Consider the following 25,377-nt stretch of genomic DNA (forward strand, 5'->3'; position numbering starts at 1 on the left):
CCACGCTTATCGGCTGTATCTTTTTAAAGAAACATCCCAAAAATCTCTTCTTGGAACTTAACCTCGCTGCGATCAGCAAGGACATCAATGATACCACAATCTTTTACCCTTGAGATAAAAAGGAATTTTCCTCCTTCATCTCACCCAGAAAACGAAGAAGCTCTTGCGAGCTTCTTCGTTGCATCTGGCGGAAACGGAGGGATTCGAACCCTCGATGAGGCTCTACACCCCATACTCCCTTAGCAGGGGAGCACCTTCGGCCACTCGGTCACGTTTCCAGAATGACGCTATTGTAAGCAGCTTTTTTGACTACTTTTTGGAAAACGCGAAAATTATTCGCTTTTGTCCAAACCAAATGCCGTGTGCAGAGAGCGCACAGCCAGCTCCAGGTACTTCTCATCAATCACAACGGAAGTCTTGATCTCGGAGGTAGAGATCATTTGAATGTTCACGCCTTCCTGACTCAGCGTGCGGAACATCGTCGATGCAACACCGACATGACTGCGCATACCGATGCCAACAATGCTGACTTTGGCAATATTCTGGTTACCCACAACTTCAGAGGCACCCAACGCTGGAGCAACCTTGTCGCGCAGCAATTCCAGAGCACGCTGGTAGTCACCCTGATTGACTGTAAAAGAGAAATCAGTCTTTCCATCTTTAGAGATGTTCTGAATGATGACGTCAACTTCAATATTGGCATCAGCCACAGGGCCCAAGATGCCAGCAGCAATGCCAGGGGTGTCGGGCACGCCGAGCACGGAGATCTTGGCTTCGCCACGGTTGAATGCGATGCCAGAAACAACGGCTTTTTCCATTTTCTCGTCTTCCTCAAAAGTAATCAGCGTGCCGGACTTGGCTTCTTCGTCCAAATCGATATCCCAGGGCGTGAAGCTTGAGAGCACCCGCATAGGAACTTTGTACTTGCCAGCAAATTCCACGGAGCGGATCTGCAGCACCTTGGAGCCCAGGCTGGCCATCTCCAGCATTTCTTCAAAACTGACCGTCCCCAAGCGCTTGGCAGCAGGCACCACGCGGGGGTCTGTGGTGTAAACACCGTCTACGTCGGTATAGATCAGGCACTCATTGGCCTTCAAGGCTGCGGCAATTGCCACTGCAGAGGTGTCAGAGCCGCCACGCCCCAGCGTGGTGACATTGCCTTGCGGATCAATACCTTGAAAGCCGGTAATGATGACCACGCGGCCGGCATCCAGATCGCCACGCACACGGACGTCATCAATCGATTCAATGCGCGCCTTGGTGTAGCTGCTGTCGGTGCGCACAGGCACTTGCCAGCCTGCGTAGCTGATGGCGTCCATGCCCTCAGACTGCAGTGCAATCGCCAGCAGTGCCGACGATGCCTGCTCGCCCGTAGACGCCAACATGTCCAGCTCACGGTAGTACGAAGACTTGGCTTGGCTGGGTGCCAATTCACTGGCCAGACCCAGCAGACGATTGGTTTCGCCACTCATGGCGCTGGGTACAACCACCATTTGGTGGCCTGCCCGAGCCCACTTGGCCACACGCTTGGCAACATTGCGAATGCGCTCTGGAGAGCCCATTGAGGTGCCGCCGTATTTATGAACGATCAGTGCCATTGGATATGTAGGGTGACGAAACTGCTTGCCACGGCGCTGTTGGATGAAACGTGTTTTGGCGCGCCGCCGGTTTTCGTACTCAATGATTGGGACCAAAACTCAGGGATTGTACCAACCGAGCTTGCCCCCAACCCTTACGGCAAACCCGTAGCCCACCTTGATACGGATTTGGTGGCCTCGCGTATGACAGGCGCTGATTTGCCGCAGCAGCTCCTGCAACTGTGCGGCCGAGGGCGTGACTTGGTGGTACTGCAGCAACCAATGGCGCAACACATTGGCCTGGCGCTCTTCACTAAGCTGCTGCAGTGCTTTAATTACAGGCGGTACGCCCACAGACTGCAAATCCAGCTGTGCCAGGTCCTGCAGCAAGCGCTTGGCTTGCGCAGCGTGGGCACTGCTGCGGGAAAAAGTGTCACGAAACTGGGGGAAGACTTGCTCCAGCATGGGCAGCAATTGCAAGCGAATGCGGTTGCGCGTGTAACTCGGATCGGCATTGGTTGGGTCTTCCACCCAGGCAATGGCTTGCACTTTTAGCCAAGCACGAATATTCGCTGCATCCACCCCCAGCAATGGGCGATACCAATCCAGCCCCTCTCGCTGCCAATGTGATGGCATGGCGGCCAGACCAGCGACACCCGCCCCCCGCGACAAAGCCAGCAGCATGGTCTCCACCTGGTCATCAGCATGCTGGGCCAGCGCAATACTCGCCATGGGCTCGGCAAAAGCCTGGCGCGCATGCGCAATCAATGCGCTGTAGCGATGGCGGCGCGCAGCGTCTTCAGGGCTTTGCCCTGCTTGGTGGCGCGCATCTACATGCACGACCGACAAAGGCACGTGAAGCTGCGCGCACACCGCGCGGCAGTGCGCTTCAAAAGTATCTGCAGCAGCCTGCAGCCCGTGATGGACATGAATGGCGTACACCTGACCCGGCCAGCGCCGGGCACAGGCATGCAGTAAGGCGGTGGAATCTGCACCCCCGCTGTAAGCCACCACCAAAGGCAATACAGGCGCAAAGGCTTGAATGGAGTGATCAACCGAAACCGTCATCACCCCTTCCGCCTTTCAAACTTAGTAGCTATTAACGCTTGCACAGCAATACTTTCAATATGAAATATATTTAAAAGTCTTTGTACATAAGCGCAAGCAGCTATCAATATACAAAAAATCTCTCACATAACAGAAATGGTCCCGCAGGACCATTTCTGTGCTGATACTGCGGCTTGCCAAGCAAACCACAGAGCATTAGCTGACCTTCGTATCGTTGAAACGACCATAGCTTTGCAGACGCTCATAACGACGGTCTTGCAATTCTTTGGGCTTCAGGTCTGACAGCTGGCGCCATGCATCAGCCAGGGCACGCTTGAGCAGGCTGCCCATATGCTTGTGGTCACGCTGAGCCCCCCCCACTGGCTCGTTCACAATTTTGTCGACCAAGCCCAGCGCCTTCAGGCGGTGTGCAGTGATGCCCATGGCATCTGCGGCCAGCTCGGCTTTTTCGCCGGTTTTCCACAAAATGGAAGCACAGCCTTCAGGGCTGATTACGGAGTACACCGAGTATTGCAGCATCAGCACTTGGTCAGCCACCGAAATTGCCAGTGCACCGCCAGAGCCACCTTCACCGATCACGGTAGTGATGATGGGGGTTTGCAGCTGCGCCATCTCAAAGATGTTGCGACCAATGGCCTCGGACTGGCTGCGTTCTTCGGCATCAATTCCAGGGAAAGCGCCGGGCGTATCCACAAACGTGAACACAGGCAGCTTGAACTTCTCAGCCGTCTTCATCAGGCGCAGCGCCTTGCGGTAGCCCTCGGGCTTGGTCATGCCAAAGTTGCGCATTGCACGCTCTTTGGTGTCACGGCCCTTTTGGTGACCAATGATCATGCAAGGCTGGCCGTTAAAACGCGCCAAGCCACCCACAATGGATTTGTCATCGGCAAAGTGGCGGTCGCCGTGCATCTCGACAAAGTCGGTAAAGCACTCGCGCACATAGTCCAGCGTGTAAGGGCGCTCAGGATGGCGCGCAATCTTGGTGATCTGCCAGGGGGTCAGATCACTGTAGATGTCCTTGGTGAGCTGGCCGCTCTTTTTGCTCAGTTGGTCGATCTCTTCCGAGATGTCCACCGCATTTTCCGTCTGCACATAACGCAGCTCTTCGATTTTGGCTTCGAGCTCAGCAATAGGCTGTTCAAAGTCCAGAAAGGTTTTTTTCGCCAAGTTGTTTCTCCTTGTCCCGGCCTGCGCGATGGGGCCTAGAAATTCTTCATCAGGCCTCAAGCTGCGGATCGAGCGAGCGCCAAATATACCAAGTTGCCACGGTGCACCAAGGTTTCCAGGCCTCGGCCACTTCTCGGGCTTCACTGCGACTCACAGGATCATCCGAGAAATAGCTCTGGCTAATGCCCTTGAGCAAGCCCACGTCATCCAGAGGTAAAACGTTGGGCCGCAGCAGATAAAAGATCAGGAACATTTCGGCCGTCCAGCGACCGATGCCACGAATAGCAGTGAGCTCAGCAATGATGAGTTCATCATCCATCTGCTCCCACTCTTGCACATGCAAGCGGTTTTCCGTGAAGTGCAGTGCCAAGTCCACCAGATAGTCCACTTTGCGGGCAGACAAGCCTGCGCCGCGCATGTCGTCGACTTTCAGCAGTAACACATTGGCCGGAGTCATCGCTTGCAGCAAAGCACTGAAACGCTTCCAGATGGATGTTGCAGACTTCACTGAAACCTGCTGACCCACAATGGAGCGCGCCAGCGTGATGAACGGATCACCACGTGTTTGCAGCGCCTCCGCACTGAATTGCGGAATGAGGCGACGCATCACCCGGTCTTTTTTGACCAGATGTTTGCACGCCTCAGCCCAATACACCGGCGCATGCGCTGGTGGCAGGGGTAATTCTTTGAGAGTGGGTGACATCAAAAACACACGCACTCAGTGGTTACTGAGCGGCCTCCCACGTTGTTCCTGCAGACGAATCCTTGAGCACAATGCCCTGCTCCAGCAGCGCCTTGCGAATGCGATCCGCTTGCTCCCAGTTCTTTTCAGCTTTGGCTGTAGCGCGCGCAGCAATCTGCGCCTCGATAGCCGCAGCATCAACGCCTGCTGCGCCAGCTTGCAAGAATTTTTGCGGATCGTCTTGCAGCAAGCCCAAGCATGCACCCAGCGCTTTGAGCAAGCCAGCCACTGCGGGAGACTGCGTGCGATTGACTTCACCCGCCAGCTCGAACAGCACAGCCACCGCTTCAGGCGTGCCAAAGTCCTCATCCATGGCGGCCTTAAAGCGCGCAGCATGGGGCTCTGACCAATCGATTTGCACTGCCACCGGCGTGACCAAACTCAAGGCTGTATACAGGCGTTTTAACGCATTGCGGGCATCGTCCAGATGCACGTCCGAATAATTGAGCGGACTGCGGTAATGGCTGCGCACCACAAAGAAACGCACAGTTTCTGCGTCGTATTCCTTGAGAACATCACGGATAGTGAAGAAGTTACCCAAGGACTTGGACATCTTCTCGTTATCAACATTGATGAAGCCGTTGTGCATCCACGTTTGTGCAAAAGGTTTGCCCGTGGCGCCTTCGCTTTGTGCAATTTCGTTTTCATGGTGAGGAAACTGCAAGTCAGCGCCACCACCATGAATATCAAAGCTCTCACCTAGCATCTCGCACCCCATCGCTGAGCACTCGATGTGCCAGCCGGGACGGCCTTCGCCAAATGGGCTTTGCCACTTCACGTCTGAAGGCTCCTCGGGCTTGGAGGATTTCCACAGCACAAAGTCAAAGGGGTCGGTCTTGCCGTCTTGGACAGCAACGCGCTCACCAGCCTGCAACTCATCGAGCGACTTACCTGACAACTTGCCATAGCCAGGAAATTTGCGCACGGCAAAGTTCACATCGCCATTACCCGCCTGATAGGCCAGCCCCTTGTCTTGCAAGGTGCCAATCATTTTGAGCATTTGCGGCACATAGTCGGTGGCACGCGGCTCGTGCGTGGGGCGTTCAATACCCAGCGCATCGGCATCTTGGTGCAATGCATCGATCATGCGATCCGTCAGGCTACGAATGGTTTCGCCATTTTCAACGGCTCGCTTGATGATCTTGTCGTCAATATCCGTGATATTGCGCACATACGTCACCCGCATGCCGCTGGCGCGCAGCCAGCGCTGCACCACATCAAAAGCAACCATGGAACGTGCATGGCCCAGATGGCACAGGTCGTAGACCGTCATACCGCACACATACATACGTACATGTCCAGTTTCCAGCGGCGAAAAAGCCTCCAATGCACGCGACAGCGTGTTGTAGATACGCAAACTCATGGAGTGTCAAAAAACGGAAGATTGGGAGGGAGCGGCAGCACATTGCTTGTGCCACACTGTCTCCTTGCTGTAGCCGGGACAAGGTCTGTGACAGGGCTGCCAACGCCAAACGTCAACACCCCCTCAGCTACAATCTTGCGCAGTATAAGCCCGCCACGCTGGCAGGTTCCTGTTGCCTCTGGAAAGCACCTACATGTCCTCTTACCTCCATCCTCGATCCATGTTGCGCCTGCTGGCTCTGTCTGGTTTTTTGATCGCGGGTGTTGCGCAAGCGGATATGTACGACGATGTCGCCGCGTTGGCCAAATCGGGCAAGCCTGCAGAAGCTATTGCAAAGGCTGATCAGTATTTGAGCAACAACCCCAGAGATCCGCAAATGCGTTTTCTCAAAGGTGTCGCCCAATCTAAAGCAGGCGACTTAGAGGCTGCCACCACCACATTTCAGACCCTGGTTGAGGAATACCCAGAGCTGCCAGAGCCCTACAACAACTTGGCTGTGATTTACGCCAGCCAAGGCCAGCTTGACAAGGCACGCGGCGCGCTAGAGATGGCTGTGCGCAACAACCCCAACTACGCTGTCGCGCATGAGAATCTTGGCGACATCTACGCCCGCTTGGCACATGACTCGTACAACCAGTCTCTCAAGCTCAACGGCAACAACCGCGCACTCAAACTCAAGCTGTCCACACTGACAGACATGCTGCAACCAGCAGCACGTTGATTGAACCTATGGCCCCGTGGTGAATCCGACAGGGCATCGGCCTGTGCCAAAGGTCTCTTATTTTCAAAATTTTGTATTGCACCACCGCAAGGAGCACCGCTATGACGTTGTCCCGCAGAAATCTGACACTTACTTTGGCTGGCATTGTGCTGACCAGCACCTCTGGCCTAGTAATGGCACAAGATGCAGCCAAACCACGCGTGAAATTCACCACCAATATGGGTGAATTTGTCGTGGAACTTGACCCGGCAAAAGCCCCAAAAACTGTAGAGAATTTTTTGCAGTATGTGGCCGATAAACACTACGAAGGCACTGTTTTCCACCGCGTGATTGACGGCTTCATGATCCAGGGCGGCGGGTTCACTGCCGATATGCAGCAAAAAACCAACCGTGCACCCATTGCTCTGGAAGCCAAGAACGGCCTGAAAAATGACCGCTACACCATTGCCATGGCTCGCACAGGCAACCCCAATTCAGCAACGTCGCAGTTCTTCATCAATGTAGCCAACAACGACATGCTGAACGCTCCTCAGCCTGATGGCCACGGTTATGCCGTGTTTGGCAAAGTGGTTCAAGGCCAGGCAGTGATCGACAAAATACGCACAGTACCTACGGGCAACCGTGGCATGCACCAAAATGTGCCCACTTCTGCCATCACCATTACTTCAGCTGCACTGATCAAGTAATGGTCAAGGCGCTTGTTTTATTTCCTTTTCAGAAAGTTTTGCCATGAGCAACCCTCAAGTTGAGCTGCACATCACCATCAACGTTGCTGACACCGCCACCCAAGGCGTGATCACCCTTGAGCTGGACGCAAAGAACGCGCCCAAGTCGACCGAAAACTTCCTGAACTACGTCAACAGCGGCTTCTACAACGGCACTATCTTTCACCGCGTGATCAAGAACTTCATGATCCAAGGTGGCGGTTTCACGGCCGACATGAAGCAAAAGCCCGTGAACGACCCCATCGAAAACGAAGCCAAGAACGGTCTGAAGAACGCCAAGTACACCATCGCCATGGCACGTACCAGCGACCCTCACAGCGCTACTGGCCAGTTCTTTTTGAACACTGTTGATAACGACTTTCTCAATCACACATCACCCACAGCCCAAGGCTGGGGCTACGCTGTGTTCGGCAAGGTTGTCAAAGGCGAAGACATTGTGGACGCCATCAAAAAGGTGCGTACAACTCGCAAGGGCTTCCATGACGACGTGCCTTTTGATACCGTGATCATCGACAAGGCTGTGGCGATTTAAGCCCGCAGCCCTCAGGTCTTGACTGCCGACCATTTAACGGCCGTGCTGCCTGCGCAGGAGCTAGTGGCTCCTGCGAACTGGCGCACGGCCGAATTTATTTCTGACCTGCACCTAGACCCCGCAGAGCCAGGTACGCTAGATGCCTGGCGCAACTACCTGCGCACCACGCAAGCCGATGCGGTGTTCATGCTCGGTGATTTGTTTGAGGTCTGGGTGGGCGACGACACGCTGGATGAACCTGGCAGCTTTGAAGCCCAAGCGGCAGCCATTTTGAAAGAAGCCAGCCAGCACCGCGCTCTCTTTTTCATGGTGGGCAACCGTGATTTCTTGGTCGGCGATACATTCTTGCAGCGCTGCGGCATGACGGGCCTGAGCGACCCCACTGTCTTGGTGTTTGGTGAGCGTCGCATTCTCCTGAGCCACGGCGATGCGCTGTGTCTGGATGATGTGGACTACCAGAAATTTCGTGCCATCAGCCGCTCTGCGCAATGGATGCAGCAAACGCTGAGCCAGCCATTGGCTGCTCGCCGCGCGCTGGGCAAGGCCATGCGCGCACAAAGCCAACAGCATAAAGACAGCGGTGCTCAATATGCCGACGTTGACACCCTCGCCACCCTGCGATGGATGGATGCAACAGACACCGAATGGCTCATCCACGGCCATACACACCGCCCTGCAGACCATGTCCTAGCGCCCAGCAAGCTGGGTACTGCACGCACGCGCATTGTGCTCAGCGACTGGCACATTGATGGTCACACCCACCGTGCAGAAGTTCTGCGCCTTACGCCGCAAGGCTGGCAGCGCTTGCCGTTTTGATGCCCATGTGGAAAAAAATCTCTGACTGGCTGTGCCACAGCTTGCCTGGCAGACTAGGGGCACCACCAGAGATTCCAGTCACTCTGTGGCAATCCACGCTCCAGCAACACGCCTTCTTGCAGCAGCTTGCACCCCAAGAGCTGCTGCAACTGCGCGCACTGTGCGCGCATTTTTTACAGCGCAAACAATTTTCTGGTGCCAACGGCCTCGAAATTACCGATGCCATGGCGCTGGCAGTCGCTGCGCAAGCCTGCGTGCTGCTGATTCACTGGGGAACACCACAGCAGGCACTGCGCTGGTATGACGACTTTGTCGGCATCATCATTTACCCCAGCGACGTCATTGCGCGCCGCACAGCCATTGATGCTGCAGGCGTGGTCCACCATTACAGCGAGGCATTGATGGGAGAAGCCATGGAGCGCGGCCCCGTCACCCTGAGCTGGGCGGCAATTCAACTAGGTGGACACCCTCACTTGGGAGCTGGCAGCAATGTGGTCATCCACGAGTTTGCGCACAAGCTGGATATGGCCAATGGCGGAGCAGATGGCTGTCCTCCGCTACCTGCGGGCTTTATGGGCTGCACTTCATCAGCTCAAGCTCAACGGATGTGGTCAAGCACTTGGCTGGCGGCTTATGAGACTTTTTGTGAGGCCTTGACCAACCACCAGCGCTTTGGGCAGCCAGCTCCTTGGCTGGATGCCTATGGCGCAACAGATCCTGCAGAGTTTTTTGCAGTGGCATGCGAAGCCTACTGGGTCGCTCCTGCTCAATTTGCCCAAGCCCTTCCAACGCTCCCGCCTTTGCTGGATGCCTTGTTTCAGCGGCCTGGCGCGCACCAGATTTAAAGGCACGCCAATAAAAAAAGGCACCACGAGGTGCCTTTTTATCGGTCTGGAAAATTTCTACCCCACTGCAGAGGCTCTGTAAGCCGTGGGCGCCACTGTTTCACGCCATTCCTGATTCAGATAGTTTTTGTATTGCTTCAGCGCCAGCGTGGGCGCTGCATTTTGCAGCAAGGCATAAATCTGCTCTTTCACCGCCAATTTCTGTTTTTTCAACTGCTCAATGTCAGTTTGCAGATCATTGGTTTTACGGGCCACCAACTGCTGAACCTCTTGGTCCAGTGCACAGTGCTTGTCATACAGCCGACTGAAATTGCGATCACTGGCACGCAATGCTTCGATCTGGTCACGGTATTCAGGAAACATGTCCATCCTTTCGTTAACAACAGGCTGGGCAGCTTAAGCCACTGCCCTTCAGGCCAGCCCATTGTGTCCCGTTCAGCGACACACATCTGTAACAACCCTGCACGCAAGTCGTGCTGCGGCGCAGCATCGACCGGACAGTGATTTACCTCAAGTTCCAGCCTGCTCGGCCAGCCACTGCATGCTATCGCGCAGCTCCTGCGGGTGGATGGTGTGCTGGCAAGCGTACTCTTGGTAGCGCAGTTGCACCGGCAAGTCCTCTAGGTGAGCACGAATGGCATGGCCACTGGCCAATGGAATCACGTTATCCACCGTGCCATGGCTGATCCATGCATGTTTGCCTTGCAACTGCGTGGCTGATGCCTGTGCAGGCAGCACCTCTGGCAACAACCGGCTGTGCCAGACACACACGCCCGACAAGAGTTCAGGCTGAGTCAGCAGCAGACTCAAGCTCATGATGCCGCCTTGGCTGAAGCCACCGACAATGACACGGTCAGCAGGCACTCCTAGCTGAGCGCTGGCAGCTGTCACCGTTTGCGCAATCAAAGTACGACTTTGCTGCTCCTGTGAGGCATCGATATGGCGAGAGCCATCGGCATTCACGGAAAACATGAACCAGGCAAAGGCATTCGGCCCCATACGATTTGGGGCCTGCAGACTGAGAACATGAAAAGGCGGTGGCACGTAATCGGCCAAACCAAACAAATCATCGGCATTACTGCCCACACCATGCATCAACACCAGTAGCCAAGGTTTTTGCACACCCTCTTGCGCAGGCCGGTACAGGTAATCCAAAGGAAGATTCAACATTTCTTGTCTTTCGATTCAAACGATTCAAACTCAACATCAAAAATACCAGTCAAATAAGTCTCTAACGCTTGTACAAAGAGCGTTAGTAGCTATCAAATACTAATTTTGCAGGGCAAACGCATCCATTGCCAGAGTGCCGTACATCACTTCGCGGCTCAGGTAGTGCGCCTTGGCATTTTCTCCACCGGCGCCTAACGCAAAGTACAGAGGCAAAAAGTGCTCATCACTTGGGTGTGCCCGTAAGGCATGGGGTGCACGCAGTTGCCAGTCAAACAAGGTATCAATCTCACCTGCTTGCACCTGCTTTTCCACCCAGCGGCTGAACTGCACCACATAGTCCGCCGTCTCCTGCGCACCGCCAAAAAACTCGCGCAAATTGTGCGTCATGCTTCCACTGGCAACAATCAGCACGTCTTGCTCTCGCAAACGTTGCAAGGCACGGCCCAAGGCATAGACGCCTCTTGCATCCGCATGTGCGGGCAAAGCCACTTGCACCACAGGCACATCAGCTTCAGGCAGTACATGCATCAGCGGCACCCATGCACCGTGGTCCATAGGGCGCTGCGCATCGGCTGTTGCAGCAATGCCTGCCTGCTGCAACAAGTCGAGCACTTCGTGCGCCAAAGCAGGAAAGCCTGACGCTGGATACTGCAACTGGTACAGCGCGCGTGGAAAACCACCAAAGTCATGCCATGTGGCGGGCTGCGGGTTACTCATGACCTGCACACCCTGCGCCATCCAGTGCGGGGACATGATGACCATACCGCGCAGCTGCGGAAACTGAGCACGCAACTCCTTGCCCCATTGCGTCAAAACGGGGCCGGTGGCACCAGCCTCTAAAGCGAACATGGGGGAGCCATGCGAAACAAACAGCACGGGCAGGCGGCGGGCATCCGCCGTGTGCAAAGAGGTCGTTAAAGAGACAGTGTTTTCCATAGCAGCCATCTTAGATTGACTCAAAAAATAGACTAGCCATCAGCGTTAGCACGCACTGTCTCAAATACCAACCCAATCAATCGTCAACTTTACGACGCAAGGCCTTGGTTGCCCCATCGCGTTTTTTTCCATCGACCCGGCGTTGCTGTGATGCACGGGTGGGCTTGGTAGCTTTGCGCGCTTTGGGAACATGGGCTGCCTGGCCGATCAATGCCCGCAAACGCTGCATGGCATCTTGCAGGTTCTGCTCTTGATTGCGATAGCTTTGGGCTTTGATCACCACCACACCATCTTGCGTGATCCGCTGGTCTGACACTGACAACAACCGTGCTTTGATTTCGTCAGGCAGACAAGAGGCCTGCACGTCATAGCGCAGATGCACCGCGCTAGAGACCTTGTTAACATTCTGCCCACCCGCACCCTGTGCACGCACTGCCGTCCACGTGACTTCATCAGGCTCCAGCCGCCAACGCATCCGGGACTTAGCGCTTTGCCGCCAGCAGCGGCAGCAAAGCGGCATGGAACGCTTGCGGGTTTTCGTACTGCACCCAATGTCCGGCACCGGCAATGCGCTGCATGCCTTGCCACTGCCGTGTGTTGGCTGCCATCAGTGCCTCGACTTCATCCAGCGCTGCGGGGTACAGCGCATCACATGCGCCATAAATGGCAGCCACAGGGCATTGCACCCGTACCAGCGCACGCACAAGCACATCGGTACTGGAGATACGGCGGCGCGGTAAATTGTCGCGCTGCACATTGGCCACATGCAGCGCCACAGTGTCACGATCAATGCAACGCTGGTCGTTGAGCATCAAAGCACCCAGATTGAAAACATGTCGGATCAACTGTTCACGCGGATCATCCAGATGGCGCCAGCCTTTCAGCCTAAAGGGGTGCTTGTTCGTCAACCCGATTCCAGGAGCTCCCACCACGACCAATTGCTGCACCAGTTGGGGATAAGCCGCAGCCAGCATCCCTGCTGTCATGCCTCCAAATGAAAAGCCTAACAATCGAACGGTCTGCAAGGGAAATTGCACCGCCAGCACCTGCGCCAGCACATCCAGCATGCCATCGGCGTCAATCACGCCCGAAGGCACATCCGACGCACCGAAACCCGGCAAATCGACCGCCCAGATTTCGTGCCCTGCCTGCAGCAAAGGCCCAATGCTGCGTACCCAATGCGTCCAGCTACCACTGCCACCATGAAACAGCACCAACGGAGCCAGGCCGTTGGCCTGGGTAGGCTGCCAGTGGTGCAGCACCGTATGCCCACCTGAATGCGCATGCTCCACGCGTTCAGCCAAGTCCTGCCAATGTAAGACCTCTGAACTTTGCTGCTGGCCTGCGGCTATCGCTGCATATTCAGCAGCGCTGCCAACCCACGGCAATGCCGTAGGCAATACATCTTCTGTCACATCCACCTCTGCTCACCTACCACTGCGCTACGGCATTGATCGCCAAGGCATAGCCTGGCACCCCCAAACCACATACCACCGCACGCGCCACAGCCGACAGGTAGGAATGATGGCGAAACGCTTCGCGCGCATGGACATTGCTGATGTGCAGCTCCAGCATGGGCACCCCTGTGCCCTTGACGGCATCCATGAGTGCAACACTGGTGTGGGTGTAGGCACCCGCATTGAAAACCAAGCCGGCCAGCTCACCCTTGCCATGCAAGCGTCCTGCCTCATGAATCCAGTCAATCAACTGACCTTCATGGTTGCTTTGGTGAAAGCGCAGGTTCAGTCCGTTCTGCACGGACGTTTGCTCACACAGGCTTTGCACGTCAGCCAACGTTTGCGCTCCATACACCGCAGGTTCCCGGCTACCCAGTAAATTGAGGTTGGGGCCATTCAAGACAAATACGGTCTTCGTCATTGCAGCAACTCTTTGAAACATCAAGAGCCGCAATTATGCGGTGCGTGATGGCCCCTACGCAGTCACAGTTCAGCGATGGCCGTAGTGTGGGTGGTGGCGGTGGTGTTTAGACCCACGGTGCTTGAAATGCTTGCCATAGCCTCTTCGAGGCTCTGCGGGCGCCCAGTAACCATACGGCGCTGCAGGCGCGTAGTACACCACCGGCGGTGGGGCTGGCTGGTAATACCGCACCTGTGGTGGTGGCGGCGGAGGAGGCATGTAGTACATAGGGGCACCGGGCACATGGATGCCAACCGAAATCCCTACATTGCCGGCGTAAGCGTTACCAGCCGTCAAAACCGCCAAAAGGCCAACGGCAGCCAAGCCACGGTGCACGCCTGAGCGCATTTTGGTCATCGTGAAGTTCATGTGTCGGGTCCTTTTATGGGGTAGTTGTCGCTATACAACGTGCTAGCGCCCTTGATGGATGTCATACCAACGGTAAAAGCTTGTATCCAGAGGTGTTCAGCACAACGCCCGCAGAACCCACGCCCCCTTGCGAGGCGACCTACAATAAACAAGATATGAGCACACCCGCCAACACCAACAACGACACGTCGGAAGTGGTCAAACCCACCAACTTCCTGCGCCAAATCATTGAAGCCGACTTGAGCAAAGGCACCTATGCTGGCCGCCATTGGGGCGGAGCACCCGGTGACGCTGCGCACCACCAGAAGGGCCAAGTGGATGAGGCCAAGATTCGCACACGCTTTCCGCCCGAGCCCAACGGCTACCTGCACATTGGTCATGCCAAGTCGATTTGCCTGAACTTTGGTCTGGCACAGGCTTATGGTGGCGTGTGCCATCTGCGTTTTGACGATACCAACCCTGAAAAAGAAGACCAGGAATACGTCGACAGCATCAAAGACTCTGTGCAATGGCTCGGTTTTGACTGGAAAGACGCACAAGGCAATAGCAATCTGTACTTTGCCAGCAACTACTTTGACTTCATGTACCGCTGCGCGGTGTATCTGATTGAACAAGGCCTGGCGTATGTGGACGAGCAATCGGCCGAAGACATGCGCACTAACCGGGGCGACTTCACCCGCCCTGGCGTAAACAGCCCCTACCGCGATCGTTCCGTGGCTGAGAATTTGCAGCGTTTTGCGGACATGAAGGACGGCAAGCTGGCAGACGGTGCTGCGGTGCTGCGCGCCAAAATCGACATGGCAGCCCCCAACATCAATCTGCGCGACCCTGCCATTTACCGCGTGCGCCACGCAGAGCACCACAACACCGGCAACCAGTGGTGCATTTACCCGATGTACACGTTCGCGCACCCCATTGAGGATGCGTATGAGCACATCACCCACTCAATCTGTACGCTGGAGTTTGAAGACCAGCGCCCCTTCTATGACTGGCTGCTCAATCATCTGCGGGAAGGTGGCTTGATTGACGCCCCCCAGCCACGCCAGTATGAGTTCTCGCGCCTGAATCTGACCTATGTGGTCACGAGCAAGCGCAAGCTCAAGCACCTGGTAGACAGCGGAACGTTGACGGGCTGGGACGACCCCCGGATGCCGACCGTGGTGGGGCTGCGCCGCCGTGGCTATACCCCTGCGTCAATCCGCAACTTCTGCGAACGCATTGGTGTGACCAAAGACTACAGCTGGATCGATTACTCCACACTGGAAGGCTGCCTGCGTGAAGATCTGGAGAACAAGGCCCACCGCGCCATGGTGGTGCTCGATCCTGTGAGGCTGGAGCTGAGCAACTGGACTGAAGTCTTTGGCAGCGCTGACCACTTGGAGCCATGCACTCTGCCTGCACTGCCCCACGCGGCAGAAGGCGAAACCGTGGCCGAACGTCACTTCAGCATTGGGCGTGAAGTGTGGATTGAACGCGAAGACTTTGCCGAAGTGCCACCCAAGGGCTACAAGCGCCTTTTCCCTGGCAACAAAGTACGTCTGAAGGGCGGCTATGTGATCGAGTGCACAGGCTGCGAAAAAGACGCTGACGGCAACATCACCAAAGTGCTGGCTACCGTGGTGCCTGATACCAAAAGCGGCACACCCGGTGCCGATGCCGTGAAGGTCAAAGCGGCCATTACCTGGGTGGGTGTGAGTGATGGCTTGCAAGCCGAAGTACGCCTGTACGACCGTCTGTTCACAGATGCGCAGCCAGATGCCGGTGGCAAAGACTACCTGGCTCTGATGAACCCAGATAGTCTGAAAGTGGTAACAGCCTACGTAGAGCCCTCGCTCAAGACAGCGCAGCCCGATGACAAGTTTCAGTTCGAGCGATTTGGCTACTTTGTGGCCGATCGCAAAGACCACACGGCAGACAAGCCTGTGTTCAACAAAATCACGGGGCTGAAGGATTCGTGGGGCAAGTAAGCACCTGACACGCATCCCACCTCTTTTAAAAGGCTGCCACCATGCAGCCTTTTTTCTTTGCTGAAAATAGCAATGCGCTTGCCGCATTGGCGGCCTGCGCAGCATAAATCCCATGTTTGCCCGTTGACCAGTCTCCTCGATCAAGACCCGCTCCCCCGAGAAGCACTCTTTGCAGTACGGAAAGAGCGCTAACAGCTCGGTCGCCCTTGCAGCACCCAAGGTTGTAAATATCCAGTGTTGATGCTTATGTTCTAGCCAGCTAATGCTTGATATATCTACGCTGGATGCTACAAATTTAAAGAACAAAAAACAACAGTTCGCAAGCCCTTTCCCCAAGCGCAAAAGCCATCCCTAAAATCTTGCTGCGCAAGGCCTGACCTTGGGCAAATGCATGACAACAAGGGGCGATCATGAAAAAACTGACCATTGGCGTTCTCAGCGCAGGCGCACTGGCAGTCGCAGCACTGAGCACGAGCTATTTCGTAGGTGGAAAGATTCAGCAAGCACTGGAGCAAACAGCTGAGTCGTGGAGCACTGAGGATGGATTTACCGTACGCGTTCTGGAGTATCAGCGCGGCATCACAGGCTCTCACGCCAAGACCCTCTGGTCTTTTGCGAGTGAAGAAGACACCTACGACATCACGGTCACCCACGACATCGTGCATGGTCCATGGCCACTGGGTCATGCCGCCAAGGTGGTTTCGCTTTTTCAGCTGCCCGACGACAGCGAGCCCAGCCTGGTTGAGGCATTGCAAAATCGTGCACCACTGGAATGGACCACCACAGCCAGTTGGTCGGGCAAAACCAGCCACCAACTTTTTTCACCCAACTTCGCCACCAACTTTGAAGATGGCTCGTCGCTCACTTGGGGCGGATTGAAGGCTGAGTGGACCCTGTCAGCCGAACGCAATGCCGCCAAAGGCTTTGTGCGCATGCCTGTGCTGCGCGTGAAAGTCGAAGAAGGCAACCGCATGGACGTAGAGGATGCAGAGGTCACGTTCGATGCTCGGATTCCTGAAGGTTTCAATTTCTGGGAAGGCCCCAGCACATTCAAGATCGGGCTGGTGTCGGCGCTCGAATCCGAATCAGACACGCAATTCAAACTGCAGCAATTGCACATCAGCAGCACCACAACACTGCAGGACAAACTGGTGCAAATGGGGCTGGACACACGCATTGCCAAAGTAGAGATGCCTGAATACAGCGTTCAGAACCTTGCATTCGATATGCGCTTTAACAATATTGATGCACGCTGGCTGGATGGTCTGATGCTTTGGATGCAGCGCAGCCCCGAAGCTGAAAGCACAGAAAATATCCCGCTCCCGCTGCGCGACCTGCCTGAACTGTTAGCTGGCAAACCGGAAATAGCCATCACGCGTTTCGGCCTTGAAACCCCGGATGGCCCCGCTGAAATGTCCGCCCGAGTGGCTTACGCCGGCCAGCAGCCTGAGATGTTCAATCCTGTTTCTGATCTGCAAGCGCAGTTAAACGCCTCTTTGCCCAAATCAGTACTGATTCAACTCCTGGACGCCAGAGTACGTAGCGACTATCTTGCTTTGCTAGAGCAACTGGGCAAGGAGCTGGATGAACAAGAGCTGCAAGCCGCTGTGGATGATGGCGTGAGCAAGCGCCTCAAAAGCTTGCTCAGCTTCGGAGCGATACAGGATCGCGGCGAGAAATTCACCACCGAATTAGAGTTTGAGCAAGGTGAACTCAAACTCAATGGACAGCCTGCTGAATTGCAAAATTTGCTGCGCATGGGTGGTGCAATCTGAACCGGCGCATTTACCAATCAAAAAGGCCTGCGTTGCAGGCCTTTTTTTACAAGCGCACTAGCTCTTAATACCGAACTACCGGCCAGTCATCACACCATTGAATGATCAAGCGTAGGCTTGGGCTCCATGCTTGCTATCCACCAGCTTGCCTGCGGACAAAGACATCATCAACAACGCAATCTGTTCATGCATGATGACTGTGTGTGTATTGCGAGAATCCACCATGTACTGGCGCAATTGCTCACGCACCTTCGAGGCACCGGTGACATCAATGATGATGTCAACTTGAGCTCCCTGGCTGACCAGATCCATGAAATTGTCGGTGACGGTCACTTTGTGCTCACGCGCCAAAGCGATGCCTGGCAGCTCTAAATTCAGATCCGCCACACCGAGTACTTGCACAAATGGTGCATTCAACAATTGTTGAAGAAGCGGTGTACCTGTTTCACCCGCGCCGATAACCACAATGCGAAAAGCTTGCATGAGATAAATACCTTCAATAAATCTGCCGTGCACCCAACACGCACGGTCATGACCAGAGGTGTGAAGTGTCCTTGCCCTGCCTGCAACGCACTCTGCGCCACGTCAAAATCTTTGCACGCACTGCGCAGGTCGCGGTCTTACGTACACACCCTTCTTGTCACGCCACAATGCGGGGCATGCCAATTGGAACACCGGAACTTCTTATGCAACGTCGCCACTGTTTGTCAGCCATGCTCCAGCTCAGTGTCTGTTCAGCTCTGCCAGTCTGGGCAGCAGACAGCGAAGTTCTCCCAATGGATAGCCGTGTTCCTGGAGGGATAGCCCGCCTGTCGCTTGGTCCCTCATCCTCTCGCCCCAAAGTGGCCACGTCGGAGGGCATTCCTGTATTGGTCATTGGTGACATGATCGAATGGACTGCGCTGGTGGGTATTCCACTGTCAGCCAAACCAGGCATTCATGCAGTCACCGTGCATAACGACGACGGGACACAATCGCTGGACTACAAAGTCTCGGACAAGCAATACACAGAACAGCGTCTGAAAGTCTCTCCCAAGACCGTAGACCTAGCACCACAAGATTTGGCCCGCCATGAGCGTGAACGCGCGCACCAGCAAACGATCATGGCGCTTTACAGCACACCCACATCAGAAACGACGGTCTTGGGTATGCAACAACCCTGCCCTGGCCGCAGATCGAGCAGCTTTGGGTTGCGCCGCGTCTTTAATGGCCAATCACGCAACCCACACAGCGGCATGGATATCGCCGCCGCAACAGGCACTGTCATCAAAGCACCTTTGCATGGGAAGGTCGTTGATGTTGGGGATTATTTTTTTAATGGTGGCACTGTCTGGCTGGATCACGGAGGTGGGCTGCTGACGATGTATTGCCATCTTTCCAGCACACAGTGCAAAGTCGGCGACCTCCTGCAGGCAGGCCAAGCATTTTGCAAAGTTGGCGCCACAGGGCGAGTCACAGGACCTCACCTGCATTGGGGAGTCATGCTCAATCGAACCATGGTGGACCCCGCGTTATTTTTAGGCTGATGCAGCAAAAACCTATGCAAAGCCAGCGTCACCCGGTGTTTATTTCGAGTGACTAACGCTTGCGGCTGCCGGCAAGTTCCTGAGGTGCATCCACCAGCAAATAGCGGCGCATCAAATCAAAAAAACTGTCGTAAAACTGGTCGCTGGTTACGGTTTCGCTGCCAATTTTGATCATGGAATCATGCCCAGCAGCGACAGGAACAGAGACTGTACCCAGCATGCTGACCCCTAGACTGGCAGAGTTGCTGGCCATTTTCAAAGCAAAGCTGTCTTGCAAAGCGCTGACAAAACCCATGCTCAGCTGACCATCACCGCTCTCTGGCACACAGGTGACGCGAATGTTCATCAGTACATGGCGGTCAGACTGTGGCTGAAAACTTTTTTGCCCCTCGACAGATTCCTTGTCGGTCTTGTTAACGATATACCCCTGGCTCAGCAATGCCCGGCGTGCCGCCTCGCAAGTCTGCGCAGGCGTGGCATCAAACAACCGTGAGTAAGTTGCTGCAGAGCCAAACTTTTCCTCCACCTTCACCAGACTGTCCGTCTTGGAGCCACCCCAACTGCCGCATGCCGTCAAGATGGCTATGGAGCCTGCAGCGACACATGCACGCGACAGCGCACGCACTGAATTCAAAGTAAAAAAATTGGACATGCCTGTTCCACACGAAAGCTGTGATTGTGAGCCGCACTGCAAAGTGCTGCACATTGCAGTGCTTTGACCGCTCATTATTTTATAGCTGCCTGAAGTTTTACACAGCCTGCCTGCACGCGATCAACAACATGTAAAAAGTATCAAGACGTTGTCCCACAGACTTGATGGGAACATTGAGTCGCGAGCAAAAGTATTCTTCATGCATGCTTGTCGTTAAACGTGCAAGATGCGCGATTAGGAGGTTATAGCTCAATGTTAAATTTGAAATCACTCGGTGTGGCTTGCGCACTCAGCACCACGGCTTTGGTGGGCTGCAGCAGCTCTGCGGACTTGAAAACCCCAGCACACGCGAATGCGGCGACACTGCAGTCGCACCACTGGCAACTGCAGCAGGCATTGACTGCACAAGGCACTGCAGACAAGCAATGGCAAGTGCCAGCTTCTGCCTCAAATACCACACGCACAGTGGGCCTGCGCTTTTCTGCGGACCATATCGTCAGTGTTGACCGTCTGTGCAACCTCATCAGTGGTGGCTACCGCACGCAAGGCGAACAGATGCACATCGAGCGCTTGACATCAACCATGATGGCTTGCGGCAACACTGACTTGATGCAATTGGAAAAGAATGTTGCACAACAGCTGAGCAACGTCAGCACCTGGAAAATCACTGATGGCGCTCCACCCATCTTGGAATTGAATTTTAAAAGTGGGGCGAAATGGCAGCTTAAAGGTCAACCGACCCCTGAGACCCTTTATGGGCAAAGTGAACGCATCTTCTTAGAAGTTGCGCCACAAAAAGTAGCTTGCAATCATCCCTTGATTCCGAACGCTCAATGCTTGCAAGTGCGCGAGCTCAAATACAACGAGCAGGGCATCAAGCAAAGCACGGGCACTTGGGAAAACTTCTACGGCGCGATTGAAGGCTATACACACCAGGCGGGCGTGCGCAACGTATTGCGCATCAAACGCTTCACACGCCCTCAACCCATGCCCGCAGATGCATCCAAGTTCGTCTACGTCCTTGACATGACCGTTGAAAGTGAAATCGTGCGATAAGAGAATATCGACGATAGAAAAAAAGCCCTTGCACTGCTGCAAGGGCTTTTTTCTTGGGCATCTGAGTTGTACCCAACATCTGTGGGCCTAGCTGTGGACAACCTTAGGAATAAGTGCCAAAACTGAGCACCAGCCTAGCTTTGCGGGCCATGCTCAAATTTCAGGCAATGGCCATTTGAGCTTGCTCTGGCCAATTAAGTGAAGCGGAAAGAGCCATCCACAAACATTGATGCGCGATGCCCACGATCACTCATTTGATCTGCATAAGACCAAAATGCTTTGACCGTTCCGTTGTCTGTATCAATGATCTGGCTGACTGTGAAGCCTGTTTTCTCAATCCAGTTGAGAAAGTGCAAGGTGTCCGACAGTTGCAGATAGCTCAGCCTCTCATTGCCCTGTGTTACGTTCCCGTTCTTGTCAGTCACACGCCACTGCAGCTCCCCACGGACTGAGTAGCTCACTTGCGCGGTGCTCTCAGGAAACTGAATAACTGCCTCGCGCCCTAACAAGGCCCCTGTGTAATGCATCGTCATAGTGAATCCTTCTCCATTTCTCCTCCGATCAAAACCGGAGACCATGGGATTTATTGTTTGATGTGCACTATCAAAGCTCTGTGGGAATACTGCTCATGATCAAGCAAGCGCCTAGGCGGCATATGTAATAGGTGCCAAGGCCAGCACGCTGAAGTGCAATATGCACAGGCCTCTCACAGCACCGTGTTGTGTCTGACCCAGTGCAGTTTTTCGACATGGCTTTGCAGTTGCTTGGCATGCAATTGCAGCATTGCCTTGGCCTCTGGTGCCAGATGCTTTCGCAAGGCTCGCTGATAGGCAGACAATAAGTTTTTCTCTCTGAACTCACACATTTCGAACACTTGTGCAGGCACCCAGTCTGACAAGCTGGATTTGAGCTTCAGCCAATGAAAGCGCAGGCGTTTGTGCCACGGACTGACCGGAATCTGCACCACAGCAGGCGTCAAGGACTGCAAGCCATCGATCATGCTCTGAAGCATATGAATGTGGCGCTCAATCACCTGTCTGGAGAAATCACTCATTGGAATGCAGTGCATGCGTTGCAATTCACCGGCCAGGGTCAGACACGCGTGGTGCAGTGGGTCAATCACCCCCGCAATCTCATGCCCACGCATCAGGCTTGGGGCATGCTGCTGCACGTTACGCATTTGCAGGCCAGCATGACGCCAGCCATCTCTGACGGCCACATGCACCTCTCGCCAGGGAAGCAAACTGGTTGTGCGTTGATGCGGCCAGCGCACCTCAAGCTGCTTGACTAAATCGCCAAAATTGGCATCTGGGTGCTGCAGCGCACTTTTCCAACCTAATCTGTATGCAGGCCTGTATTGGTCATAGCTTCGCCCCGCCACGTAATATGGTTCTTGAAAGAAATGAGCATGCCAGTATTCATCCTCAAGGTCTGCCACCAGCAGCATCTGCGTATCTATGGCGGCGATGGCGTCATCTTCTTCAAGCGGTTGCAGGTGCGAAGCCTGAGCGTCAGTACCTCCACTCGCTATCGCGCGTGCCGACGAGGGAGAAAGGGATCTAGAAAGCATGGATCTAATGCAGATAAAACGGGCTAATTACTCAAAATAAATGCCGACATGCGGCCTCTTGATTGTTAACAACCATGTCATCTGCAATGGGTCGGCAGAGATTGCCGATATCTGTAGGACTGCTTCAAATAGTGAGCATCAACGTGTTGGCCTGCAATAAAAAAGGGCGTATGCACGCATACACCCTTTTCTTGAAGCCACCTGGTGCTTAATTTTCTGCCATGACACGCTCTGATCCATCCAGTCCCAGTTCCTGAATTTTTCGCGTAATCGTGTTGCGCCCAATACCAAGACGCAGCGCGGCCTCCATGCGCTTGCCGTGCGTCAGGCCCAGCGCTGTCGTGATCAAGCTGGATTCAAAGCGTTGACTCAGGACATCCCAAACATCTTTGCAGTCACTTTGCAAAAGTTTGCGCGCCTCCACTTCTAGCAGCGCCTCCCAGCCCTGCAGCAGCGAAGCTTCACTGTGCTGTATGGCAGTCTGCCCAAGTCCTGTAGCTGATGGTGAGTGCGCTACAGGTTCTGGCACTGCCGTCATCGCCATATTCACCACGGAGGCCGCTGCCGCTAAATCATCTGCACCGCCCAATACTTCAGGCGGAAGATCCTGGGTAGAAATCTGCTGCGCAGGGGCCATCACCGTCAGCCAATGGCAGATGTTCTCCAGCTGCCGGACATTGCCAGGAAAGCTGAACTGCGACATGCGCTGCAGCGCTGCTTCGGAAATGCGTTTGGGCTCTACCCCCAGTTGCTTGGCACTGCGTTGCAGAAAATATTTGACCAGCATAGGAACATCTTCTGCACGCTCACGCAACGATGGCAAACGCAGGCGAATCACATTCAAGCGGTGAAACAAGTCCTCACGAAAAACGCCATCTTTCACGCGTTGTTCCAAGTTCTGGTGGGTCGCTGCAATCACGCGCACATTGCTCTTGACGGCAGTATGTCCACCTACGCGATAAAACTGCCCGTCAGACAGCACGCGCAGCAAACGCGTTTGCAGGTCAAAGGGCATGTCTCCGATTTCATCCAAGAACAGCGTTCCACCCTCTGCCTGCTCAAACCGGCCACGGCGTTGTGTCTGAGCGCCCGTAAAGGCTCCTCGCTCATGGCCAAACAATTCTGACTCCAGCAAGTCCTTGGGAATTGCGGCAGTGTTGATCGCTACAAAGGGGCCGCCTGAAACGGGTGAATGTTTGTGCAAGGCACGCGCCACCAGCTCTTTACCCGAGCCCGATTCACCCGTGATCAAGACGGTGACAGCGCTTTGACTCAAACGGCCAATGGCTCTAAACACATCCTGCATGGCCGGTGCTTGTCCGAGCATCTCGGGCATGACTGCCTGACGCTCTTCTGCAACCTGTTCGCGCTCACTTTCTTCGAGAGCCCGGCGAATCAGCTCCACCGCTTTTGGCAAGTCAAAGGGCTTTGGCAAATACTCAAAAGCCCCGCGCTGAAAGGCTGATACCGCACTGTCCAAGTCTGAGTAGGCCGTCATGATGATGACCGGCAGATCTGGCAGCCGGGCATGCACCTCTTCCAGCAGCTGAAGGCCAGAGCCACCCGGCATGCGGATATCACTCACCAGTACACGGGGGCCCTGCTGACCTGGGTCGCCCTCAGGCAAGTCAGCCAACGCTGCCAGCACTTCGCGGGGGTTGCTAAAGCTGCGTGTATGAAGGTTTTCGCGAGCTAGCGCCTTCTCTAAGACGAAGCGGATCGAGGGGTCGTCATCTACTATCCAGATCGGCTTCATATGCAGTGTTTACCTTCCGTTGCGTGTTCTAAAAGGCCCAGGTCTTAAGGCAGCGGGATAAGGATACGGAAATCCGTACGCCCGGGCATGCTTTCGCATTCAATAAGACCATGATGACGCTGCACAAATGTTTGCGCCAAGGGCAGCCCTAAGCCCGAACCTCCATCCCGGCCAGTCACCAGCGGATAAAAAATCCGCTCCTTGATGTGATCTGGCACGCCGGGGCCGTTGTCAATCACATGCAATTCCAATGCCAGTCTGTGTCGCTGGCGACCAATCGTTACCTGACGGACAACCCGTGTCCGCAATGTGATCTCGGCATCGCCGTTGTCCAGCTTCTCCGAGAGCACCTGCGCTGCGTTTTGAACAATGTTGAGCAGCGCCTGAATCAGCTGTGCGCGATCGCCCTTGAACTCCGGGATAGAAATATCGTAGTCACGCCGAATCTTTAATCCTTGCGGATATTCCAGCAAGACCAGCGAGCGTACGCGCTCACAAACCTCATGAATATTCAGATCCACCAGTTGATGGGGGTGACGGTGCGGCGCCAGCAAGCGATCCACCAGGCTTTGCAAGCGGTCGGCCTCATGAATGATGACCTGCGTGTACTCCCTGAGCTCTTTGGTCTCCAAATCCATTTCCAGCAGTTGGGCCGCCCCGCGAATACCACCCAGCGGATTTTTGATTTCGTGGGCCAAGTTACGCACCAGCTCTTTGTTGGCCTGCGCTTGCTCTACCAAACGCTCTTCTCTGTCTTGTCTCGCCTGCTGCTCCAGCACCCACAGCTCAATCAATTTCAGCTCAGAGTGCTCGATGGCTGTCACCGTCACATGGACAAACAAGGACTCTTGCACAGCGCGCTGCAGGCCCGTATCAAAACTCATGGCGGCGTAGCCTTGACCGTGGGCCGCACCCAGCCCTGAACGCAACAAGGATGGATCGGAAAGGTGCTGAGCAAACTCTCCGCCTTCCAGCATCCGGCGGGACATGCCCATGGCACTCTCAAGTGCAGCATTGGCAAAGACAACAGCCCCCTTGTCATCCACAACCACCACTAAAGTGGACAGAAGATCCAGCGCTGCAAAACGCGGTATGGCGTCATAGGAATCAACCGGCATGGGCTGCTC

Annotated in this window: 27 protein-coding genes and 1 tRNA gene; 9 read left to right on the forward strand and 19 right to left on the reverse strand. The window is 54.9% G+C overall.

The features are described 5' to 3' along the window. Positions 1–185 precede the first annotated feature (185 nt). From H9646_RS17000 to cysS, 6 genes are all read right to left on the reverse strand, one after another. A tRNA-Ser gene (locus H9646_RS17000) sits at positions 186–278 on the reverse strand. Between the two features lie 54 nt (positions 279–332). After that, entirely contained in the window at positions 333–1,598 is a 1,266-nt protein-coding gene (locus H9646_RS17005) for an aspartate kinase (RefSeq protein WP_191724588.1), read from the reverse strand. 99 nt (positions 1,599–1,697) lie between these two features. Then, positions 1,698–2,645 carry a tRNA lysidine(34) synthetase TilS gene (gene tilS / locus H9646_RS17010; protein WP_191724589.1) on the reverse strand — a complete coding sequence of 316 codons (948 nt, stop codon included), beginning with the start codon at positions 2,643–2,645 and terminating at the stop codon, positions 1,698–1,700. 195 nt (positions 2,646–2,840) lie between these two features. Next, entirely contained in the window at positions 2,841–3,812 is a 972-nt protein-coding gene (locus H9646_RS17015; RefSeq protein ID WP_191724590.1) for an acetyl-CoA carboxylase carboxyltransferase subunit alpha, read from the reverse strand. A gap of 49 nt (positions 3,813–3,861) precedes the next feature. After that, positions 3,862–4,515, reverse strand: a complete 654-nt coding sequence (locus H9646_RS17020; RefSeq protein WP_191724591.1) for a DNA-3-methyladenine glycosylase family protein — start codon at positions 4,513–4,515, stop codon at positions 3,862–3,864. A 22-nt stretch (positions 4,516–4,537) separates the two neighbouring features. After that, positions 4,538–5,917, reverse strand: a complete 1,380-nt coding sequence (gene cysS, locus H9646_RS17025; RefSeq protein WP_191724592.1) for a cysteine--tRNA ligase — start codon at positions 5,915–5,917, stop codon at positions 4,538–4,540. Positions 5,918–6,110: 193 nt separating this feature from the next. Between cysS and H9646_RS17030 the strand changes: the two genes are divergently transcribed. The 5 genes from H9646_RS17030 (at position 6,111) to H9646_RS17050 (ending at position 9,556) form a co-directional block, all read left to right on the forward strand. After that, entirely contained in the window at positions 6,111–6,638 is a 528-nt protein-coding gene (locus H9646_RS17030) for a tetratricopeptide repeat protein (protein WP_191724593.1), read from the forward strand. A 101-nt stretch (positions 6,639–6,739) separates the two neighbouring features. Continuing rightward, the gene (locus H9646_RS17035) at positions 6,740–7,324 is read left to right on the forward strand and encodes a peptidylprolyl isomerase (RefSeq protein ID WP_191724594.1); all 585 of its coding nucleotides are present in this window, start codon (positions 6,740–6,742) and stop codon (positions 7,322–7,324) included. A 43-nt stretch (positions 7,325–7,367) separates the two neighbouring features. After that, on the forward strand, positions 7,368–7,895 hold the full coding sequence (locus tag H9646_RS17040; protein ID WP_191724595.1) for a peptidylprolyl isomerase: 528 nt from the start codon (positions 7,368–7,370) through the stop codon (positions 7,893–7,895). Between the two features lie 18 nt (positions 7,896–7,913). After that, a complete protein-coding gene (locus H9646_RS17045) occupies positions 7,914–8,711 on the forward strand; it encodes a UDP-2,3-diacylglucosamine diphosphatase (protein ID WP_191724596.1) in 798 nt (265 codons plus the stop codon). 5 nt (positions 8,712–8,716) lie between these two features. After that, the gene (locus tag H9646_RS17050) at positions 8,717–9,556 is read left to right on the forward strand and encodes a M90 family metallopeptidase (protein WP_225214292.1); all 840 of its coding nucleotides are present in this window, start codon (positions 8,717–8,719) and stop codon (positions 9,554–9,556) included. Positions 9,557–9,613: 57 nt separating this feature from the next. Here the strand turns inward: H9646_RS17050 and H9646_RS17055 are convergent, their stop codons facing one another. The 7 genes from H9646_RS17055 to H9646_RS17085 all read right to left on the reverse strand — a co-directional run bounded on the left by H9646_RS17055 (position 9,614) and on the right by H9646_RS17085 (position 13,948). Beyond that, complete coding sequence (locus H9646_RS17055) at positions 9,614–9,919, reverse strand: YdcH family protein (protein ID WP_191724598.1); 306 nt, start codon at positions 9,917–9,919, stop codon at positions 9,614–9,616. A gap of 147 nt (positions 9,920–10,066) precedes the next feature. After that, on the reverse strand, positions 10,067–10,726 hold the full coding sequence (locus H9646_RS17060; RefSeq protein ID WP_191724599.1) for an alpha/beta hydrolase: 660 nt from the start codon (positions 10,724–10,726) through the stop codon (positions 10,067–10,069). A 99-nt stretch (positions 10,727–10,825) separates the two neighbouring features. Then, on the reverse strand, positions 10,826–11,662 hold the full coding sequence (locus tag H9646_RS17065; protein ID WP_191724600.1) for a dioxygenase family protein: 837 nt from the start codon (positions 11,660–11,662) through the stop codon (positions 10,826–10,828). Between the two features lie 76 nt (positions 11,663–11,738). Continuing rightward, positions 11,739–12,137 carry an alternative ribosome rescue aminoacyl-tRNA hydrolase ArfB gene (arfB, locus tag H9646_RS17070; RefSeq protein WP_191724601.1) on the reverse strand — a complete coding sequence of 133 codons (399 nt, stop codon included), beginning with the start codon at positions 12,135–12,137 and terminating at the stop codon, positions 11,739–11,741. Positions 12,138–12,144: 7 nt separating this feature from the next. Further along, positions 12,145–13,077 carry an alpha/beta fold hydrolase gene (locus H9646_RS17075; RefSeq protein ID WP_318244941.1) on the reverse strand — a complete coding sequence of 311 codons (933 nt, stop codon included), beginning with the start codon at positions 13,075–13,077 and terminating at the stop codon, positions 12,145–12,147. A 16-nt stretch (positions 13,078–13,093) separates the two neighbouring features. Continuing rightward, positions 13,094–13,540, reverse strand: a complete 447-nt coding sequence (gene aroQ / locus H9646_RS17080) for a type II 3-dehydroquinate dehydratase (protein WP_191724602.1) — start codon at positions 13,538–13,540, stop codon at positions 13,094–13,096. A 69-nt stretch (positions 13,541–13,609) separates the two neighbouring features. Next, positions 13,610–13,948: a hypothetical protein gene (locus H9646_RS17085; RefSeq protein WP_225214293.1), complete on the reverse strand. Its 339-nt coding sequence runs from the start codon at positions 13,946–13,948 to the stop codon at positions 13,610–13,612. Positions 13,949–14,103: 155 nt separating this feature from the next. Between H9646_RS17085 and H9646_RS17090 the strand changes: the two genes are divergently transcribed. Both H9646_RS17090 and H9646_RS17095 read left to right on the forward strand, forming a co-directional pair. Further along, the gene (locus H9646_RS17090) at positions 14,104–15,915 is read left to right on the forward strand and encodes a glutamine--tRNA ligase/YqeY domain fusion protein (protein ID WP_191724603.1); all 1,812 of its coding nucleotides are present in this window, start codon (positions 14,104–14,106) and stop codon (positions 15,913–15,915) included. A gap of 410 nt (positions 15,916–16,325) precedes the next feature. Next, positions 16,326–17,690, forward strand: a complete 1,365-nt coding sequence (locus tag H9646_RS17095; RefSeq protein WP_191724604.1) for a YdgA family protein — start codon at positions 16,326–16,328, stop codon at positions 17,688–17,690. 105 nt (positions 17,691–17,795) lie between these two features. Here the strand turns inward: H9646_RS17095 and H9646_RS17100 are convergent, their stop codons facing one another. Further along, positions 17,796–18,173, reverse strand: a complete 378-nt coding sequence (locus H9646_RS17100) for an oxidoreductase (protein ID WP_191724605.1) — start codon at positions 18,171–18,173, stop codon at positions 17,796–17,798. A gap of 176 nt (positions 18,174–18,349) precedes the next feature. On the opposite strand from H9646_RS17100, the gene H9646_RS17105 reads away from it, so the two are divergent. After that, positions 18,350–19,216, forward strand: a complete 867-nt coding sequence (locus H9646_RS17105) for a peptidoglycan DD-metalloendopeptidase family protein (protein ID WP_191724606.1) — start codon at positions 18,350–18,352, stop codon at positions 19,214–19,216. A 52-nt stretch (positions 19,217–19,268) separates the two neighbouring features. Here the strand turns inward: H9646_RS17105 and H9646_RS17110 are convergent, their stop codons facing one another. Then, the gene (locus H9646_RS17110) at positions 19,269–19,868 is read right to left on the reverse strand and encodes a DUF2242 domain-containing protein (RefSeq protein ID WP_191724607.1); all 600 of its coding nucleotides are present in this window, start codon (positions 19,866–19,868) and stop codon (positions 19,269–19,271) included. Positions 19,869–20,120: 252 nt separating this feature from the next. Here H9646_RS17110 and H9646_RS17115 point away from each other — a divergent pair, with 252 nt between their 5' ends. Beyond that, entirely contained in the window at positions 20,121–20,924 is an 804-nt protein-coding gene (locus H9646_RS17115) for an META and DUF4377 domain-containing protein (protein WP_191724608.1), read from the forward strand. A gap of 194 nt (positions 20,925–21,118) precedes the next feature. Here the strand turns inward: H9646_RS17115 and H9646_RS17120 are convergent, their stop codons facing one another. The 4 genes from H9646_RS17120 to glnL form a co-directional block, all read right to left on the reverse strand. After that, on the reverse strand, positions 21,119–21,457 hold the full coding sequence (locus H9646_RS17120) for a MoaF-related domain-containing protein (protein WP_191724609.1): 339 nt from the start codon (positions 21,455–21,457) through the stop codon (positions 21,119–21,121). Positions 21,458–21,630: 173 nt separating this feature from the next. Continuing rightward, the gene (locus tag H9646_RS17125) at positions 21,631–22,494 is read right to left on the reverse strand and encodes a hypothetical protein (RefSeq protein ID WP_191724610.1); all 864 of its coding nucleotides are present in this window, start codon (positions 22,492–22,494) and stop codon (positions 21,631–21,633) included. A 208-nt stretch (positions 22,495–22,702) separates the two neighbouring features. Then, complete coding sequence (gene ntrC, locus H9646_RS17130) at positions 22,703–24,250, reverse strand: nitrogen regulation protein NR(I) (protein WP_191724611.1); 1,548 nt, start codon at positions 24,248–24,250, stop codon at positions 22,703–22,705. Between the two features lie 44 nt (positions 24,251–24,294). After that, positions 24,295–25,368, reverse strand: coding sequence for a nitrogen regulation protein NR(II) (gene glnL / locus H9646_RS17135; RefSeq protein ID WP_191724612.1), 1,074 nt, complete (start codon positions 25,366–25,368; stop codon positions 24,295–24,297). Between the last annotated feature and the right edge of the window lie 9 nt (positions 25,369–25,377).

It is taken from the genome of Comamonas avium (assembly GCF_014836675.1).
Classification (GTDB): domain Bacteria; phylum Pseudomonadota; class Gammaproteobacteria; order Burkholderiales; family Burkholderiaceae_C; genus Comamonas; species Comamonas avium.

What these genes read in the sequence shown, in the direction of transcription:
- H9646_RS17005 (WP_191724588.1), bottom strand. Translation starts at nt 1,598, where the DNA reads ATGGCACTGATCGTTCATAAATACGGCGGCACCTCAATGGGCTCTCCA.
- tilS (WP_191724589.1), bottom strand. Translation starts at nt 2,645, where the DNA reads ATGACGGTTTCGGTTGATCACTCCATTCAAGCCTTTGCGCCTGTATTG.
- H9646_RS17020 (WP_191724591.1), bottom strand. Translation starts at nt 4,515, where the DNA reads ATGTCACCCACTCTCAAAGAATTACCCCTGCCACCAGCGCATGCGCCG.
- cysS (WP_191724592.1), bottom strand. Translation starts at nt 5,917, where the DNA reads ATGAGTTTGCGTATCTACAACACGCTGTCGCGTGCATTGGAGGCTTTT.
- H9646_RS17030 (WP_191724593.1), top strand. Translation starts at nt 6,111, where the DNA reads ATGTCCTCTTACCTCCATCCTCGATCCATGTTGCGCCTGCTGGCTCTG.
- H9646_RS17035 (WP_191724594.1), top strand. Translation starts at nt 6,740, where the DNA reads ATGACGTTGTCCCGCAGAAATCTGACACTTACTTTGGCTGGCATTGTG.
- H9646_RS17040 (WP_191724595.1), top strand. Translation starts at nt 7,368, where the DNA reads ATGAGCAACCCTCAAGTTGAGCTGCACATCACCATCAACGTTGCTGAC.
- H9646_RS17050 (WP_225214292.1), top strand. Translation starts at nt 8,717, where the DNA reads ATGTGGAAAAAAATCTCTGACTGGCTGTGCCACAGCTTGCCTGGCAGA.
- H9646_RS17055 (WP_191724598.1), bottom strand. Translation starts at nt 9,919, where the DNA reads ATGTTTCCTGAATACCGTGACCAGATCGAAGCATTGCGTGCCAGTGAT.
- H9646_RS17060 (WP_191724599.1), bottom strand. Translation starts at nt 10,726, where the DNA reads ATGTTGAATCTTCCTTTGGATTACCTGTACCGGCCTGCGCAAGAGGGT.
- H9646_RS17065 (WP_191724600.1), bottom strand. Translation starts at nt 11,662, where the DNA reads ATGGAAAACACTGTCTCTTTAACGACCTCTTTGCACACGGCGGATGCC.
- arfB (WP_191724601.1), bottom strand. Translation starts at nt 12,137, where the DNA reads ATGCGTTGGCGGCTGGAGCCTGATGAAGTCACGTGGACGGCAGTGCGT.
- aroQ (WP_191724602.1), bottom strand. Translation starts at nt 13,540, where the DNA reads ATGACGAAGACCGTATTTGTCTTGAATGGCCCCAACCTCAATTTACTG.
- H9646_RS17085 (WP_225214293.1), bottom strand. Translation starts at nt 13,948, where the DNA reads ATGAACTTCACGATGACCAAAATGCGCTCAGGCGTGCACCGTGGCTTG.
- H9646_RS17090 (WP_191724603.1), top strand. Translation starts at nt 14,104, where the DNA reads ATGAGCACACCCGCCAACACCAACAACGACACGTCGGAAGTGGTCAAA.
- H9646_RS17095 (WP_191724604.1), top strand. Translation starts at nt 16,326, where the DNA reads ATGAAAAAACTGACCATTGGCGTTCTCAGCGCAGGCGCACTGGCAGTC.
- H9646_RS17100 (WP_191724605.1), bottom strand. Translation starts at nt 18,173, where the DNA reads ATGCAAGCTTTTCGCATTGTGGTTATCGGCGCGGGTGAAACAGGTACA.
- H9646_RS17105 (WP_191724606.1), top strand. Translation starts at nt 18,350, where the DNA reads ATGCCAATTGGAACACCGGAACTTCTTATGCAACGTCGCCACTGTTTG.
- H9646_RS17110 (WP_191724607.1), bottom strand. Translation starts at nt 19,868, where the DNA reads ATGTCCAATTTTTTTACTTTGAATTCAGTGCGTGCGCTGTCGCGTGCA.
- H9646_RS17115 (WP_191724608.1), top strand. Translation starts at nt 20,121, where the DNA reads ATGTTAAATTTGAAATCACTCGGTGTGGCTTGCGCACTCAGCACCACG.
- H9646_RS17120 (WP_191724609.1), bottom strand. Translation starts at nt 21,457, where the DNA reads ATGACGATGCATTACACAGGGGCCTTGTTAGGGCGCGAGGCAGTTATT.
- H9646_RS17125 (WP_191724610.1), bottom strand. Translation starts at nt 22,494, where the DNA reads ATGCTTTCTAGATCCCTTTCTCCCTCGTCGGCACGCGCGATAGCGAGT.
- ntrC (WP_191724611.1), bottom strand. Translation starts at nt 24,250, where the DNA reads ATGAAGCCGATCTGGATAGTAGATGACGACCCCTCGATCCGCTTCGTC.
- glnL (WP_191724612.1), bottom strand. Translation starts at nt 25,368, where the DNA reads ATGCCGGTTGATTCCTATGACGCCATACCGCGTTTTGCAGCGCTGGAT.